This is a genomic window from Erwinia sp. PME.40.26/001 (assembly GCF_055556675.1).
Genome location: NZ_JBVHNP010000004.1, coordinates 1 through 13,945, shown reverse-complemented (window position 1 = coordinate 13,945; position 13,945 = coordinate 1). Strand labels below are relative to the sequence as shown.

Genomic DNA, 13,945 nt, shown 5'->3' with positions numbered 1-13,945 from the left:
TTAAGGAAAAAGAATGAGTAGCGTAGATATCGTTGTTCCTGACCTGCCTGAGTCCGTGGCTGATGCCACCGTAGCAACCTGGCACAAAAAACCTGGCGACAGCGTCAAGCGTGACGAAGTGCTGGTGGAAATTGAAACCGATAAAGTGATCCTGGAAGTCCCGGCTTCCACGGATGGTGTACTGGAAGCGATCCTGGAAGAAGAGGGCGCAACCGTCGTTTCCCGTCAGGCGCTGGGTCGTCTGAAAGAGGGTAACAGCGGCGGCAAAGAAACCTCTGCTAAAGCTGAAGCCAATGAGTCTACTCCGGCACAGCGCCAGAGCGCCTCCCTGGAAGAAGAAAGTAATGATGCCCTGAGCCCGGCGATCCGTCGTCTGATTGCGGAGCATAACCTCGACGCGGCAGCCATTAAAGGCACCGGTGTTGGCGGCCGTCTGACCCGTGAAGATGTTGAAAAACATCTGGCCAAAGCACCGGCGAAAGCGGCAGAGACCAAAGCGGCCCCTGCGGCTGCAGCGGCCCCATCGCTGGGTAACCGTAGTGAGAAGCGTGTGCCGATGACGCGCCTGCGTAAGCGTGTGGCTGAACGTCTGCTGGAAGCCAAAAACAGCACGGCAATGCTGACGACCTTTAACGAGGTCAACATGCAGCCAATCATGGCACTGCGTAAGCAGTACGGTGATGCCTTCGAGAAACGTCACGGTGTGCGTCTGGGCTTTATGTCCTTCTACATCAAAGCGGTAGTAGAAGCGCTGAAACGCTACCCGGAAGTCAACGCATCGATTGATGGCGAAGAAGTGGTTTACCACAACTACTTCGACGTCAGTATCGCGGTTTCCACGCCACGCGGCCTGGTGACTCCGGTATTGAAAGATGTGGATGCCCTGAGCATGGCTGATATCGAGAAGAAGATTAAAGAGCTGGCGGTGAAAGGACGTGACGGCAAGCTGACCGTTGACGAACTGACCGGTGGTAACTTCACGATCACCAACGGTGGTGTGTTTGGTTCTCTGATGTCTACCCCGATCATCAACCCACCGCAGAGCGCGATCCTGGGGATGCATGCGATCAAAGATCGTCCGATGGCGGTTAATGGACAGGTCGTTATCCAGCCAATGATGTATCTGGCCCTCTCTTACGATCACCGTCTGATTGACGGTCGCGAATCTGTAGGCTATCTGGTGGCGATCAAAGAGCTGCTGGAAGATCCGGCGCGTCTGCTGCTGGATGTCTAACGCCCTGAGCACGGCGGTCACGCCGTGCTCAACCCTATGAGTAGCCGCCTCTGGCAGCTAAATCTTTTCAGACCTGAATGGATAGAACATCATGAACTTACACGAATATCAGGCAAAACAGTTGTTTGCACGGTATGGTTTACCGGCACCAACCGGTTATGCCTGCACCACGCCACGCGAAGCAGAAGAAGCCGCCTCTAAGATTGGTGCCGGCCCGTGGGTAGTGAAATGTCAGGTTCATGCCGGTGGCCGCGGTAAAGCGGGCGGCGTGAAAGTGGTTAACAGCAAAGAAGAGATCCGTGCTTTTGCTGAGAACTGGCTGGGCAAGCGTCTGGTGACCTATCAGACTGACGCACATGGCCAGCCGGTTAACCAGATTCTGGTCGAGTCTGCTACCGATATTGACCAGGAACTCTACCTGGGCGCGGTGGTTGACCGTGGCACCCGTCGTGTCGTCTTTATGGCGTCAACCGAAGGCGGCGTGGAAATTGAAAAAGTGGCGGAAGAAACCCCGCACCTGATCCACAAAATGGCGCTGGATCCCCTGACCGGGCCGCAGCCTTACCAGGGCCGTGAGCTGGCGTTTAAACTGGGTCTGACCGGTAAGCAGGTTGGCCAGTTCACCAAGATCTTTATGGGGCTGGCGACGCTGTTCCTGGAGCGCGACCTGGCACTGGTTGAGATTAACCCGCTGGTGATCACCAAGCAGGGCGACCTGGTCTGCCTGGACGGTAAACTGACGGCAGATGGCAACGCCCTGTTCCGCCAGCCTGAGTTGCGCGAAATGCGCGATCCAAGCCAGGAAGACTCCCGTGAAGCTCATGCTGCACAGTGGGAACTGAACTACGTGGCGCTGGAAGGGAACATCGGCTGCATGGTCAATGGGGCCGGTCTGGCGATGGGCACCATGGACATCGTGAAACTGAGCGGTGGCCAGCCGGCTAACTTCCTTGATGTTGGTGGCGGTGCCACGAAAGAGCGTGTTACCGAAGCCTTTAAAATCATTCTGTCTGACGACGCGGTGAAAGCGGTATTCGTTAACATCTTTGGCGGTATCGTACGTTGCGATCTGATTGCCGACGGCATCATCGGTGCAGTAGAAGAAGTGGGCGTTAACGTACCGGTGGTCGTGCGTCTGGAAGGAAACAATGCCGAGTTGGGTGCCAAAAAACTGGCAGACAGCGGCCTGAATATTATTGCAGCAACCAGCCTGAGCGATGCGGCGCACCGTGTTGTTGCCGCAGCGGAGGGGAAATAATGTCTATTCTGATTGATAAAAACACCAAAGTTATCTGCCAGGGCTTCACCGGTGGTCAGGGTACCTTCCACTCCGAGCAGGCTTTAGCCTACGGCACGCAGCTGGTTGGCGGCGTCACCCCAGGCAAAGGCGGAACGGAACATCTGGGCCTGCCCGTATTCAACACCGTACGCGAAGCGGTAGAAGCCACCGGAGCGACAGCTTCGGTGATCTATGTACCAGCTCCGTTCTGTAAAGACGGCATCCTGGAAGCGATTGAAGCCGGTATCAAACTGATCATCACCATCACTGAAGGTATTCCGACGCTGGATATGCTGACAGTGAAAGTGAAGCTGGATGAAGCTGGCGTACGCATGATTGGTCCAAACTGTCCGGGTGTGATTACGCCGGGCGCCTGTAAGATCGGCATCATGCCTGGCCACATTCACCAGCCGGGCCGTATCGGTATCGTTTCACGTTCCGGTACGCTGACTTATGAAGCGGTTAAGCAGACCACGGATATCGGTTACGGCCAGTCTACCTGCGTCGGCATTGGCGGTGACCCGATCCCGGGTTCAAACTTTATCGACATCTTGAAGCTGTTCCAGGATGACCCGCAGACCGAAGCCATTGTGATGATCGGTGAAATCGGCGGTAGCGCAGAAGAAGAAGCGGCTGCGTTTATCAAAGAGTATGTGACCAAGCCGGTAGTGGGTTACATTGCGGGCGTGACTGCGCCTAAAGGCAAACGTATGGGCCACGCCGGTGCGATTATCGCTGGCGGCAAAGGTACTGCAGATGAGAAATTTGCTGCGCTGGAAGCGGCAGGTGTGAAAACTGTTCGCAGCCTGGCTGACATCGGTGAAGCCGTGAAAGCGGTACTGCCTCAGTAAGTAACGTAGCCAGTCGCTGTACGGAATGAGCAATAAAGGCCACCTTCGGGTGGCTTTTTTTTGCCGATGGCCCACTCAAAACTGATGAAGAAAATTTGCGTTAAATTATTATTAAATATCGCAGGTGTTATTTAACGTTAATTTATTTATTGATTGATTATATGTTTTAACTTTCATTGTAATAACACATACAAATATTTAACAAAAGAGAATTGCTACCACAAAGGATGAGATCTAAATATTAATTTAGATCAAGAAAAGACGACTTATTTGTTGGGTATATTACTGGAGTGTTTGTGCACTTTTGGTTTAAATTGCGCTACATCAAATTCAGGTTGTCCCCCCTGTTTTACTGAAAATTGATACTCCCTGCTAAAAATAATACGACCGTCACAAAACCCCTTTAAACCTGTGTGTATAAAGGCGTATTATAAGCGTCGGGATGTCGTTCTGGATCTTCCATGGCGGTTACTGGCCCCTCAGATGACCGGGCTGAGGTGCTTTTCTGTCTCTCAGGGACCATTTTTCGGGATTAAGTTTTTATTATTTATTGGGATGTCTCCAGGTAATTCTGAGTCGTTAACTCGGATAATTTTCTGTCGGAACCCACTTGCGGAGCAAGGAGTCAAAATGTTTGATATTGTCGAACTGTCGCGATTACAGTTTGCTTTGACTGCTATGTACCATTTCCTGTTTGTGCCATTAACGCTGGGTATGGCGTTTTTACTGGCTATTATGGAAACGGTCTACGTACTGTCAGGTAAACAAATCTATAAAGATATGACCAAGTTTTGGGGCAAGTTATTTGGTATTAACTTTGCTCTGGGCGTGGCAACCGGGCTGACTATGGAGTTTCAGTTCGGCACAAACTGGTCTTACTACTCGCACTATGTGGGTGATATCTTCGGTGCCCCGCTGGCCATTGAAGGATTAATGGCATTCTTCCTGGAGTCAACGTTCGTCGGTCTGTTCTTCTTTGGCTGGGATCGTCTTGGCAAAGTGCAGCACATGGCCGTGACCTGGCTGGTGGCGCTCGGTTCCAACCTCTCCGCACTGTGGATTCTGGTCGCCAACGGCTGGATGCAAAACCCGGTCGCCTCCGAGTTTAATTTTGAAACCATGCGCATGGAGATGGTCAGCTTCTCCGAGCTGGTTCTGAACCCGGTAGCCCAGGTGAAGTTCGTGCATACCGTTGCGGCAGGTTATACCTGTGGCGCGATGTTCATTCTGGGTATCAGCGCTTACTATCTGCTGCGCGGACGTGACGTCGCCTTTGCTAAGCGTTCCTTCGCGATTGCAGCCAGCTTTGGTATGGCAGCGATCCTGTCGGTGATTGTGCTGGGTGATGAATCCGGTTACGAAATTGGTGACGTGCAGAAAACGAAACTGGCCGCAATCGAAGCCGAGTGGGAAACACAGCCGGCACCGGCCGCCTTTACTCTGTTCGGTATCCCGGACCAGGAAGCACAGAAGAACCATTATGCTATCCAGATCCCCTGGGCGCTTGGCCTGATCGCCACCCGTTCCGTTGACAAGCAGGTTACCGGTCTGAAAGAGCTGATGGAGCAGCATGAAGTGCGCATCCGTAACGGGATGAAAGCATACGAGCTGCTGCAGGAGCTGCGCACCGGTAATACTGACCCGGCTGTGCGCACTGCGTTTAATGCGACTAAACAGGACCTCGGTTATGGCTTACTGTTGAAACGCTATACCCCGAACGTAGCCGACGCCAGTGAAGCGCAGATCCAGCAGGCAACGAAAGACTCGATTCCAAGCGTGGCTCCGCTCTATTTCTCCTTCCGTATTATGGTCGCCTGTGGCGTGCTGATGTTGCTGATTATTGGTCTGTCATTCTGGACGGTGATACGTAACCGCATCGGTAAGTGGCCACTGCTGTTGAAATGTGCGCTGTATGGTATCCCGCTACCGTGGATTGCGATTGAATCAGGCTGGTTTGTGGCCGAGTACGGCCGTCAACCCTGGGCCATCGGTGAAGTGCTGCCTACCGCAGTGGCCAACTCATCCCTGACCGTCGGCGATCTGCTGTTCTCAATGGGGCTGATTTGTGGCCTGTACACGCTGTTCCTGGTGGCTGAAATGTACCTGATGTTCAAGTTCGCCCGCCTGGGGCCCAGCAGCCTGAAGACCGGACGCTATCACTATGAGCAATCTAGCATCGCCACGCAGCCGGTACGATAAAACAGGAGCCCACAAATGTTAACTTATGAACTAATGCGCTTTATCTGGTGGCTGTTGATTGGCGTTCTGTGTATCGGATTTGCCATCACTGATGGCTTTGATATGGGGGTCGGGATGCTGTCACGCATCCTGGGTCGCAGTGATACCGAACGTCGGGTCATGATCAACAGCATCGCACCGCACTGGGATGGCAACCAGGTCTGGCTGATTACCGCCGGTGGTGCGTTGTTTGCTGCCTGGCCAACCGTCTACGCCGCCGCCTTCTCGGGTTTCTACGTGGCGATGATTCTGGTACTGGCCTCCCTGTTCTTCCGTCCGGTCGGCTTTGACTACCGTTCGAAAATTGAAGATCCACGCTGGCGTGGCATGTGGGACTGGGCGATTTTTATCGGTAGCTTTGTGCCACCGCTGGTCATTGGGGTGGCGTTTGGCAATCTGCTCCAGGGCGTTCCGTTCCATATGGATACCGACCTGCGCCTGTTTTATACCGGTAATTTCTTCCAGCTGCTGAATCCGTTTGGTCTGCTGGCAGGTATCGTCAGCCTGATGATGTTCCTCACGCAGGGAGCAACCTACCTGCAGATGCGTACCGTAGGTGAACTGCATCTGCGCGCCCGCATTGCCGCGCAGATCTGTGCGCTGGTGATGATGGTTGGCTTTGTGCTTGCCGGTGTCTGGGTGATTTACGGCATTGATGGCTACGTCATCACGTCGGTACTGGATCATAACGGCCCGTCGAACCCACTGGTGAAAGAAGTCAGCCAGCAGGCTGGTGCCTGGATGGTGAACTTCCAACAGAACCCGATCCTCTGGGCTATCCCTGCACTGGGTGTGGTTCTGCCTTTGCTGACCATCCTGTGCTCACGGCTGGAAAAAGGCGCGTGGGCGTTTATCTTCTCGTCGCTTACGGTGGCCTGCGTGATCCTGACCGCCGGTGTTGCCATGTTCCCATTTGTCATGCCATCAAGCACGGTACCTGACGTGAGCCTGACGATGTGGGATGCCACCTCGACGCTATTGACGCTGAAAGTGATGACGGTGGCCGCGATTATTTTCGTGCCCATTATCCTGGCTTACACAACCTGGTGTTACTACAAAATGTTCGGTCGCGTGACCAAAGAACAGATTGAAAGTAACAGCAATTCTCTTTACTAAAGAAGGAGCGACATCATGTGGTATTTTGCCTGGATTCTCGGCACGCTGCTGGCCTGTGCCTTCGGTATCATTACCGCGCTGGCCTTAGAGCAAGCGGAAGCGTCGGCCGCGAGTAAAGAGAAACTGTAATGGGGGAGGGCATCGCGCGTCTCTATCAACTGATGGATAAGAACGCGTTGCGGGTTCTTTCCCTGGTGGCCGCGCTGGTGCTGGCCGGGTGTATGTTCTGGAACCCGTCACGCTTTGCGGCCAACAGCAGTGAGCTGGCTATCTGGCAGGGTTTGCTGCTGATGTGGGCGGTCTGTGCTGGCGTGATCCACGGTGTCGGGTTCCGCCCGCGCCGTTTACGCTGGTGCGGCTTTTTCTCACCGCTCCCGGCGATACTGATCCTGCTGAGTGGGATCGGTTTTTTCTTCCTGTCATAATGCAGCAGGCCAGATTGTTCTGGCCCGCTGTTTTTCCCTTATTCCCTTCCACACTGATATTGTCCTTTAACCTTTTTTTAGCTACGTTTACGTCAATCACTGTCTAACAAATGTGCTGAAATTAGTGAAGTTGTTACTGTGCAATAATTATTTTCATCAGCCTGTGGCAACCCATTCCCAATGTGTTAGGTCTTGCGTATAGTAGCAACGTTTTCCTGTACCAACGTTAGCATTACCGGGATGTAGAGTGAGTACAACGCTGTTTCGATGGCCGGTGCGTGTCTATTACGAAGATACCGATGCCGGTGGTGTGGTTTATCACGCCAGCTATGTCGCTTTTTATGAACGGGCACGAACTGAAATGCTGCGTCAGCGCCATTTCAACCAACAGGTTCTGCTGGAACAGCAGGTCGCCTTTGTGGTGCGCCGTATCACGGTTGATTACCTTGCAGCTGCACGCCTCGACGATATGCTCGAAGTGCAATGCGAGGTTATTGGCATGACCAGAACGACCATGACATTCGCACAACGCATCGTTAATGCAGAAGGCCGTGTGCTCAATGAAGCAGAGGTCCTGATCGCCTGCATCAATCCACATCTAATGAAGCCGATAGCGCTTCCCAAGTCTATTGTCGCGGAGTTCAAGCAGTGACTGACATGAACATTCTTGATTTGTTCCTGAAGGCGAGCCTTCTGGTCAAACTTATCATGTTGATTTTGATCGGATTTTCTATCGCCTCGTGGGCTGTGATCATTCAGCGTACCCGCATTCTGAATGCGGCCACGCGTGATGCCGACGCCTTTGAAGATAAGTTCTGGTCCGGTATCGAACTGTCTCGTCTCTATCAGGAAAGCCAGGCCCGTCGCGATGAACTGGGCGGTTCTGAGCAGATTTTCTATGCGGGATTCAAAGAGTTTGCCCGCCTGCATCGTGCGAACAACCACGCCCCGGAAGCGGTGGTGGAGGGCGCGACGCGTGCGATGCGCATTTCCATGAACCGTGAGCTGGAAGCGCTGGAAAACCATATTCCCTTCCTTGGCACCGTAGGATCCATCAGTCCTTATATCGGTCTGTTTGGTACGGTGTGGGGGATCATGCATGCCTTTATCGCGCTGGGTGCGGTGAAGCAGGCCACCTTGCAGATGGTGGCACCTGGTATTGCTGAAGCACTGATTGCCACCGCAATCGGTCTGTTCGCGGCAATTCCTGCGGTTATGGCCTATAACCGCCTGACCCAGCGTGTGAACAAGCTGGAGCAGAACTACGACAACTTCATGGAAGAGTTCACGGCTATCCTGCATCGTCAGGCGTTCTCAAGCGACGTAAGCAAGTAAGTCGGAGGTTAGCATGGCCAGAAGGCGTGGTCGCGGTCGCCGCGACGTGAAGTCCGAGATCAATATTGTTCCATTACTGGACGTGCTGCTGGTGCTGCTGCTGATTTTCATGGCAACGGCGCCAATCATCACTCAGAGCGTGGAAGTTGATCTCCCGGACGCTACAGATTCTAAAACCGTCTCCAGCGATGATAATCCACCTGTGATTGTTGAAGTGGCCGGTGTCGGGCAGTACAGCCTGGTGGTCGATCACGATCGGATGGAGCAGCTGCCAGCGGAACAGGTGGTGGCCGAAGCGCAGCGTCGCATTACGGCTAACCCGAAAACGGTGTTCCTGATTGGCGGAGCCAAAGAGGTTCCTTACGAGGAAATCATCAAGGCGCTGAACTTGCTGCATCAGGCAGGCGTGAAGTCTGTCGGATTAATGACGCAGCCGATTTAATTCATTCGAACCGTTTTTGGGAACCGAGAGTGTCGAAGGCAACCGAGCAAGACGAAAAGTTAAAACGTGCGATAACAATATCAGTCATTTTCCACATTATTCTGGTGGCGGTGCTGATATGGAGCTCGTTTGACGAAAACATCGACGCCAGCGGCGGCGGTGGCGGTAGCGATATAGATGCAGTCATGGTCGATCCTGGCGCGGTCGTGGAGCAGTACAATCGTCAGCAAAATCAGCAGAGCGACAGTAAACGCGCCGAGCAGCAGCGTCAGAAGCAGGCTAAACAGCAGGCGGAAGAACTGCAGCAGAAGCAGGCTGCTGAACAGCAACGACTGAAACAGATTGAAAAAGAGCGTCTGCAGGCGCAGGAAGAGGCCAAACAGCAGGCTGCGGAACAGGCCAGCGAGCAGAAACAGGCTGCGGATGCGGCGAAGCAGGCGCAGCAGGAGCAGAAGCAGGCGGAAGCCGCAGCAGCAAAAGCAAAAGCCGATGCAAAAGCGCAGGCTGATGCTCAGGCGAAGTCCGCCGCTGACGCCCAGAAGAAAGCAGCAGAAGAGGCGAAAAAAGCCGCTGCTGACGCAAAAAAAGAAGCTGAGGCAGAAGCGAAACAGGCCGCAGCCGAAGCCGCAAAAGTGAAAGCGGCGGCAGAGGCGAAAGCAAAAGCCAGTGCTGATGCGAAAGCGGCTCAGGAAGCCAAAGCGCAGGCGGCGGCTGAAGCGAAAGAAAAAGCGGCAGAAGAAGCCAAAGAGAAAGCCGCAGCCGCAGCGAAAGAAAAAGCGGAAGCCGCAGCGAAAGCCAAAGCCGAGGCAGCGGCAAAAGCGAAAGCCGATGCCGCAGCGAAGAAGAAAGCTGCCGCAGAAGCCGCAAAAGAGTCAGGTGACGTTGGCGATCTGTTGGGCGATCTGACCTCCGGTAAAAACGCGCCGAAATCCGGTAATGCTGCCGGTGGCGGCGGTGCCGCAGGGCAGGGAACGCAGAAAAAGTCGGGCGCATCCGGTGCGGCAATTGACAGCTATCTTGGCCAGGTAAAAGGCGCGATACAGAGTAAACTGTATAGCGCGGATACGTACGCCGGACAGACCTGCGATATCCGTATTAAACTGGCACCGGACGGGTTGCTGATTTCAGCGACAACGGCGGGTGGCGATGCTGCGCTTTGTCAGGCTGCATTAAGTGCTGCACGCACGGCGAAAATCCCGAAACCGCCAAGCCAGGACGTCTGGCAGGCGGTGAAAGAAGCGACAGTCGGGTTTAAACTGTAAGAATTCGATAATAAGCGGCATGTTGAACTATGTTATTCATGCCGTACTCTTAGGTTTCTTGATACAAGGCTAATTATCGTGGGTGCTATGCCCGGATAAGGGAGAAAGAATGAAGCAGGCATTTCGTGTAGCGCTGAGTTTTTTAATGCTGTTTGTCGCGGTAGCGCATGCAGAAGTTCGCATTGAAATCACTCAGGGTGTGAATACGGCTCGTCCAATCGGCGTTGTGCCGTTTAAGTGGGATGGCCCGGGTGCAGCGCCGGAAGACATCGGTGGCATCGTTGCTGCCGACTTGCGCAACAGCGGTAAATTTAACCCAATCGATCGTTCACGTTTACCCCAGCAGCCGACCTCTGCTGCAGAAGTGCAGCCTGCTGCATGGACCGCGCTGGGTATTGATGCCGTTGTTGTAGGCCAGGTACAACCAGGCGCTGACGGTAGCTATATGGTTTCTTACCAGCTCGTCGACACCTCCGGTAATCCGGGCGCGGTGCTGGCGCAGAATCAGTTTAAAGTGACCAAGCAGTGGCTGCGTTATGCGGCGCATACGGCCAGTGACGAAAGCTTTGAAAAACTGACCGGGATTAAAGGCGCATTCCGCACCCGCATTGCTTACGTCGTCCAGACCAACGGTGGCCAGTTCCCGTATGAGCTTCGCGTGTCGGATTATGATGGCTACAACCAGTTCGTGGTCCACCGCTCACCACAGCCACTGATGTCACCGGCCTGGTCTCCAGACGGCAGCAAAGTGGCTTACGTTACGTTTGAAAGCGGTAAGTCTGCTCTGGTTATCCAGACGCTGGCTAACGGTGCGATCCGTCAGGTCGCTTCTTTCCCACGTCACAACGGTGCGCCAGCCTTCTCTCCGGACGGTAGCAAACTGGCGTTTGCGTTATCGAAAACCGGTAGCCTGAACCTGTACGTGATGAACCTGGCGTCTGGCCAGATTAATCAGGTCACCGACGGCCGTTATAACAGCACTGAACCGACCTGGTTCCCGGACAGCCAGAGCCTGGCTTATACCTCCGACCAGGCCGGTCGTCCACAAATCTACAAAATCAGCGCCAGCGGTGGCACAGCCCAGCGTATTACCTGGGAAGGTTCTCAGAACCAGGACGCCGACGTGAGCTCTGATGGCAAATCAATGGTGATGATCAGCACCAACGGTGGCGCTCAACACGTCGCCCGACAAGATCTGGTAACGGGAGCCGTTCAACAATTAACGGACACGTTCCTGGATGAGACGCCAAGTCTCGCACCTAACGGCACAATGGTAATCTACAGCTCTACTCAGGGTATGGGTTCCGTATTGCAGTTGGTTTCGACGGATGGGCGTTTCAAAGCGCGTCTTCCGGCAACCGATGGACAGGTCAAATTTCCTGCCTGGTCGCCGTATCTGTGATGCATGTGTAAATATGTATGGCAAACTATAATAGGAATTAAATAATGCAACTGAACAAAGTGCTGAAAGGCTTAATGCTGGCACTGCCAGTAATCGCAGTGGCGGCATGTAGCTCTCACAAGAACAACAACAATGACCAGACCAACGGTATGGGCATGGGTGACGGTTCTAACAGCGGCATGAACAGCGGTAACATGTCTTCTGATGAGCAGGCACGTCTGCAGATGCAAGAACTGCAGAAAAACAACATCGTCTACTTCGGTCTGGACAAGTATGACATCGCGTCTGACTTCGCTCAGATGCTGGATGCTCACGCTAACTTCCTGCGTAGCAACCCATCATACAAAGTGACTGTTGAAGGTCATGCGGATGAGCGCGGTACACCTGAGTACAACATCGCCCTGGGCGAACGTCGTGCTTCAGCAGTGAAAATGTACCTGCAGGGTAAAGGCGTTTCTGCTGACCAGATCTCTATCGTTTCTTACGGTAAAGAAAAACCTGCCGTACTGGGTCACGACGAATCAGCGTATGCTAAAAACCGTCGTGCAGTACTGGTTTACTAAGAGAATCACATGATTAGTAGCTTCAGAACTCACCTGTTGAGTCTGTCGTTACTGGTTGGCGTAGCGGCCCCCTGGGCCGCTAATGCCCAGGCAACAATCAGTAACGTTGGCTCCGGCTCGGTCGAAGACCGTGTCACTACGCTTGAGCGTATTTCTAATGCTCAGGCGCAACTCCTCCAGCAACTTCAGCAGCAACTTTCCGAAACGCAAAATGATATTGACTCACTTCGTGGTCAAATTCAGGAAAATAGCTATCAGCTGAATCAGGTCGTGGAACGTCAGAAAGGACTTTATCAGCAGATTGATGCGCTGAGCAGCGGTGGTGCAAACGCCGGTGCCGCGGCAGCGTCAGGTGCCGGTGCGGCAGCCGCCGGGACCTCCTCTGATGGCAGTAATGCAGCGGCGGCACCTGCTGCTGCCGCTGCACCTACCCAGAGTGGCGATGCGAATACTGACTATAATGCCGCCGTGGCGCTGGTACTGGAGAAGAAACAGTACGATCAGGCTATCGCAGCGTTTCAGGCTTTTGTGAAGAAATACCCGGATTCCACTTTCCAGCCTAATGCGAATTACTGGCTTGGTCAGTTGAATTACAACAAAGGCAAAAAAGACGATGCGGCTTACTATTTCGCCACGGTTGTCAAAAATTACCCGAAATCTCCCAAGAGTGCTGATGCGCTGTTGAAGGTTGGGGTGATCATGCAGGAAAAAGGTGACAAGGCGAAAGCCAAAGCGGTCTATCAGCAGGTGGTAAAACTGTACCCAAACAGTGACGCCGCGAAACAGGCACAGAAGCGTTCAGCAGCACTGTAACTGACGACTTTTGCTCTCTTTTAGCCTGAATTCTGGTCTTACCGCGTGAAACCTAAGCAGTTGAACAACTTATCCTGAAATAGTGGTTGCGCTGGAAATTCAAATCAGTAATATATGCCGCCGTTGCCGGGGGATATGTTAAGAGACGCCAGCAGCACAAAAGTGGGTCGTTAGCTCAGTTGGTAGAGCAGTTGACTTTTAATCAATTGGTCGCAGGTTCGAGCCCTGCACGACCCACCACTATTACGTTTTGCTTTGAAGTTTCGATATGGGTGATTAGCTCAGTTGGTAGAGCATCTCCTTTACACGGAGGGGGTCGGCGGTTCGAGCCCGTCATCACCCACCATATCGGGTCGTTAGCTCAGTTGGTAGAGCAGTTGACTTTTAATCAATTGGTCGCAGGTTCGAATCCTGCACGACCCACCACTTCAAAGTAGTAAGCGGTGCAAACCGTGAAGGATGAGAACCGTAAAAGGTTCGAGTCGAGCGAAAGCGAGACAACGTTGCTTTAGCAACGGCCCGAAGGGCGAAGTCATCCTGCACGACCCACCACTTCAAAGTAGTAAGCGGTGCAAACCGTGAAGGATGAGAACCGTAAAAGGTTCGAGTCGAGCGAAAGCGAGACAACGTTGCTTTAGCAACGGCCCGAAGGGCGAAGTCATCCTGCACGACCCACCACTTCAAGTCAGTCAGTGAAAAAAGTCCAGATTTACCGTATTGCGGGTCGTTAGCTCAGTTGGTAGAGCAGTTGACTTTTAATCAATTGGTCGCAGGTTCGAGCCCTGCACGACCCACCACTAATACGTTTTGCTTTAAAGTTTCGATATGGGTGATTAGCTCAGTTGGTAGAGCATCTCCTTTACACGGAGGGGGTCGGCGGTTCGAGCCCGTCATCACCCACCATATCGGGTCGTTAGCTCAGTTGGTAGAGCAGTTGACTTTTAATCAATTGGTCGCAGGTTCGAATCCTGCACGACCCACCAAT

General features: G+C 53.3%; 14 protein-coding genes, 6 tRNA genes and 2 other RNA genes. All 22 read left to right on the top strand.

From position 1 onward, the window contains the following. Window positions 1-13: 13 nt before the first annotated feature. The 22 genes from odhB to ACZ3HG_RS12810 all read left to right on the top strand — a co-directional run bounded on the left by odhB (window position 14) and on the right by ACZ3HG_RS12810 (window position 13,943). The gene (gene odhB / locus ACZ3HG_RS12915; RefSeq protein ID WP_191933454.1) at window positions 14-1,234 is read left to right on the top strand and encodes a 2-oxoglutarate dehydrogenase complex dihydrolipoyllysine-residue succinyltransferase; all 1,221 of its coding nucleotides are present in this window, start codon (window positions 14-16) and stop codon (window positions 1,232-1,234) included. A 91-nt stretch (window positions 1,235-1,325) separates the two neighbouring features. Continuing rightward, a complete protein-coding gene (gene sucC / locus ACZ3HG_RS12910; RefSeq protein WP_062748462.1) occupies window positions 1,326-2,492 on the top strand; it encodes an ADP-forming succinate--CoA ligase subunit beta in 1,167 nt (388 codons plus the stop codon). Next, complete coding sequence (gene sucD / locus ACZ3HG_RS12905; protein WP_062748464.1) at window positions 2,492-3,364, top strand: succinate--CoA ligase subunit alpha; 873 nt, start codon at window positions 2,492-2,494, stop codon at window positions 3,362-3,364. The genes sucC and sucD overlap by 1 nt, the downstream gene beginning before the upstream one ends. A gap of 630 nt (window positions 3,365-3,994) precedes the next feature. Then, window positions 3,995-5,563, top strand: a complete 1,569-nt coding sequence (cydA, locus tag ACZ3HG_RS12900) for a cytochrome ubiquinol oxidase subunit I (RefSeq protein WP_191933453.1) — start codon at window positions 3,995-3,997, stop codon at window positions 5,561-5,563. Between the two features lie 15 nt (window positions 5,564-5,578). Beyond that, on the top strand, window positions 5,579-6,718 hold the full coding sequence (cydB, locus tag ACZ3HG_RS12895; RefSeq protein ID WP_191933452.1) for a cytochrome d ubiquinol oxidase subunit II: 1,140 nt from the start codon (window positions 5,579-5,581) through the stop codon (window positions 6,716-6,718). A 15-nt stretch (window positions 6,719-6,733) separates the two neighbouring features. Beyond that, window positions 6,734-6,847: a cytochrome bd-I oxidase subunit CydX gene (cydX, locus tag ACZ3HG_RS12890; protein ID WP_062748470.1), complete on the top strand. Its 114-nt coding sequence runs from the start codon at window positions 6,734-6,736 to the stop codon at window positions 6,845-6,847. Further along, a complete protein-coding gene (ybgE, locus tag ACZ3HG_RS12885) occupies window positions 6,847-7,143 on the top strand; it encodes a cyd operon protein YbgE (protein WP_465332988.1) in 297 nt (98 codons plus the stop codon). Before cydX ends, ybgE begins: the two co-directional genes overlap by 1 nt. Window positions 7,144-7,390: 247 nt before the next feature. Then, entirely contained in the window at window positions 7,391-7,795 is a 405-nt protein-coding gene (ybgC, locus tag ACZ3HG_RS12880; RefSeq protein WP_405260043.1) for a tol-pal system-associated acyl-CoA thioesterase, read from the top strand. A 5-nt stretch (window positions 7,796-7,800) separates the two neighbouring features. After that, window positions 7,801-8,478: a Tol-Pal system protein TolQ gene (gene tolQ, locus ACZ3HG_RS12875; protein ID WP_171148735.1), complete on the top strand. Its 678-nt coding sequence runs from the start codon at window positions 7,801-7,803 to the stop codon at window positions 8,476-8,478. Between the two features lie 13 nt (window positions 8,479-8,491). Beyond that, window positions 8,492-8,920, top strand: a complete 429-nt coding sequence (gene tolR, locus ACZ3HG_RS12870; protein ID WP_062748479.1) for a colicin uptake protein TolR — start codon at window positions 8,492-8,494, stop codon at window positions 8,918-8,920. 29 nt (window positions 8,921-8,949) lie between these two features. Then, entirely contained in the window at window positions 8,950-10,182 is a 1,233-nt protein-coding gene (gene tolA, locus ACZ3HG_RS12865; protein WP_465332987.1) for a cell envelope integrity protein TolA, read from the top strand. Between the two features lie 109 nt (window positions 10,183-10,291). After that, window positions 10,292-11,584: a Tol-Pal system beta propeller repeat protein TolB gene (tolB, locus tag ACZ3HG_RS12860; RefSeq protein ID WP_191933448.1), complete on the top strand. Its 1,293-nt coding sequence runs from the start codon at window positions 10,292-10,294 to the stop codon at window positions 11,582-11,584. A gap of 44 nt (window positions 11,585-11,628) precedes the next feature. Next, window positions 11,629-12,147 carry a peptidoglycan-associated lipoprotein Pal gene (gene pal / locus ACZ3HG_RS12855; protein ID WP_062748485.1) on the top strand — a complete coding sequence of 173 codons (519 nt, stop codon included), beginning with the start codon at window positions 11,629-11,631 and terminating at the stop codon, window positions 12,145-12,147. 9 nt (window positions 12,148-12,156) lie between these two features. Beyond that, window positions 12,157-12,960 (top strand): cell division protein CpoB, encoded by an 804-nt coding sequence (gene cpoB, locus ACZ3HG_RS12850; RefSeq protein ID WP_191933447.1) that lies wholly within the window; start codon window positions 12,157-12,159, stop codon window positions 12,958-12,960. Between the two features lie 164 nt (window positions 12,961-13,124). Beyond that, a tRNA-Lys gene (locus tag ACZ3HG_RS12845) sits at window positions 13,125-13,200 on the top strand. A 30-nt stretch (window positions 13,201-13,230) separates the two neighbouring features. Further along, window positions 13,231-13,306 (top strand) — tRNA-Val (locus ACZ3HG_RS12840). 4 nt (window positions 13,307-13,310) lie between these two features. Continuing rightward, window positions 13,311-13,386: transfer RNA gene (locus tag ACZ3HG_RS12835), tRNA-Lys, on the top strand. A gap of 12 nt (window positions 13,387-13,398) precedes the next feature. Further along, window positions 13,399-13,512: non-coding RNA, RtT sRNA (locus ACZ3HG_RS12830), on the top strand. 12 nt (window positions 13,513-13,524) lie between these two features. After that, window positions 13,525-13,638: non-coding RNA, RtT sRNA (locus tag ACZ3HG_RS12825), on the top strand. A gap of 43 nt (window positions 13,639-13,681) precedes the next feature. After that, window positions 13,682-13,757: transfer RNA gene (locus ACZ3HG_RS12820), tRNA-Lys, on the top strand. Between the two features lie 30 nt (window positions 13,758-13,787). After that, window positions 13,788-13,863 (top strand) — tRNA-Val (locus ACZ3HG_RS12815). A gap of 4 nt (window positions 13,864-13,867) precedes the next feature. After that, window positions 13,868-13,943: transfer RNA gene (locus ACZ3HG_RS12810), tRNA-Lys, on the top strand. Window positions 13,944-13,945: the final 2 nt, after the last annotated feature.

Coding starts and splice junctions, on each gene's coding strand:
- sucC (WP_062748462.1), top strand. CDS start 1,326: ATGAACTTACACGAATATCAGGCAAAACAGTTGTTTGCACGGTATGGT.
- tolB (WP_191933448.1), top strand. CDS start 10,292: ATGAAGCAGGCATTTCGTGTAGCGCTGAGTTTTTTAATGCTGTTTGTC.
- sucD (WP_062748464.1), top strand. CDS start 2,492: ATGTCTATTCTGATTGATAAAAACACCAAAGTTATCTGCCAGGGCTTC.
- tolR (WP_062748479.1), top strand. CDS start 8,492: ATGGCCAGAAGGCGTGGTCGCGGTCGCCGCGACGTGAAGTCCGAGATC.
- tolQ (WP_171148735.1), top strand. CDS start 7,801: ATGAACATTCTTGATTTGTTCCTGAAGGCGAGCCTTCTGGTCAAACTT.
- ybgE (WP_465332988.1), top strand. CDS start 6,847: ATGGGGGAGGGCATCGCGCGTCTCTATCAACTGATGGATAAGAACGCG.
- odhB (WP_191933454.1), top strand. CDS start 14: ATGAGTAGCGTAGATATCGTTGTTCCTGACCTGCCTGAGTCCGTGGCT.
- cpoB (WP_191933447.1), top strand. CDS start 12,157: ATGATTAGTAGCTTCAGAACTCACCTGTTGAGTCTGTCGTTACTGGTT.
- cydB (WP_191933452.1), top strand. CDS start 5,579: ATGTTAACTTATGAACTAATGCGCTTTATCTGGTGGCTGTTGATTGGC.
- pal (WP_062748485.1), top strand. CDS start 11,629: ATGCAACTGAACAAAGTGCTGAAAGGCTTAATGCTGGCACTGCCAGTA.
- cydX (WP_062748470.1), top strand. CDS start 6,734: ATGTGGTATTTTGCCTGGATTCTCGGCACGCTGCTGGCCTGTGCCTTC.
- cydA (WP_191933453.1), top strand. CDS start 3,995: ATGTTTGATATTGTCGAACTGTCGCGATTACAGTTTGCTTTGACTGCT.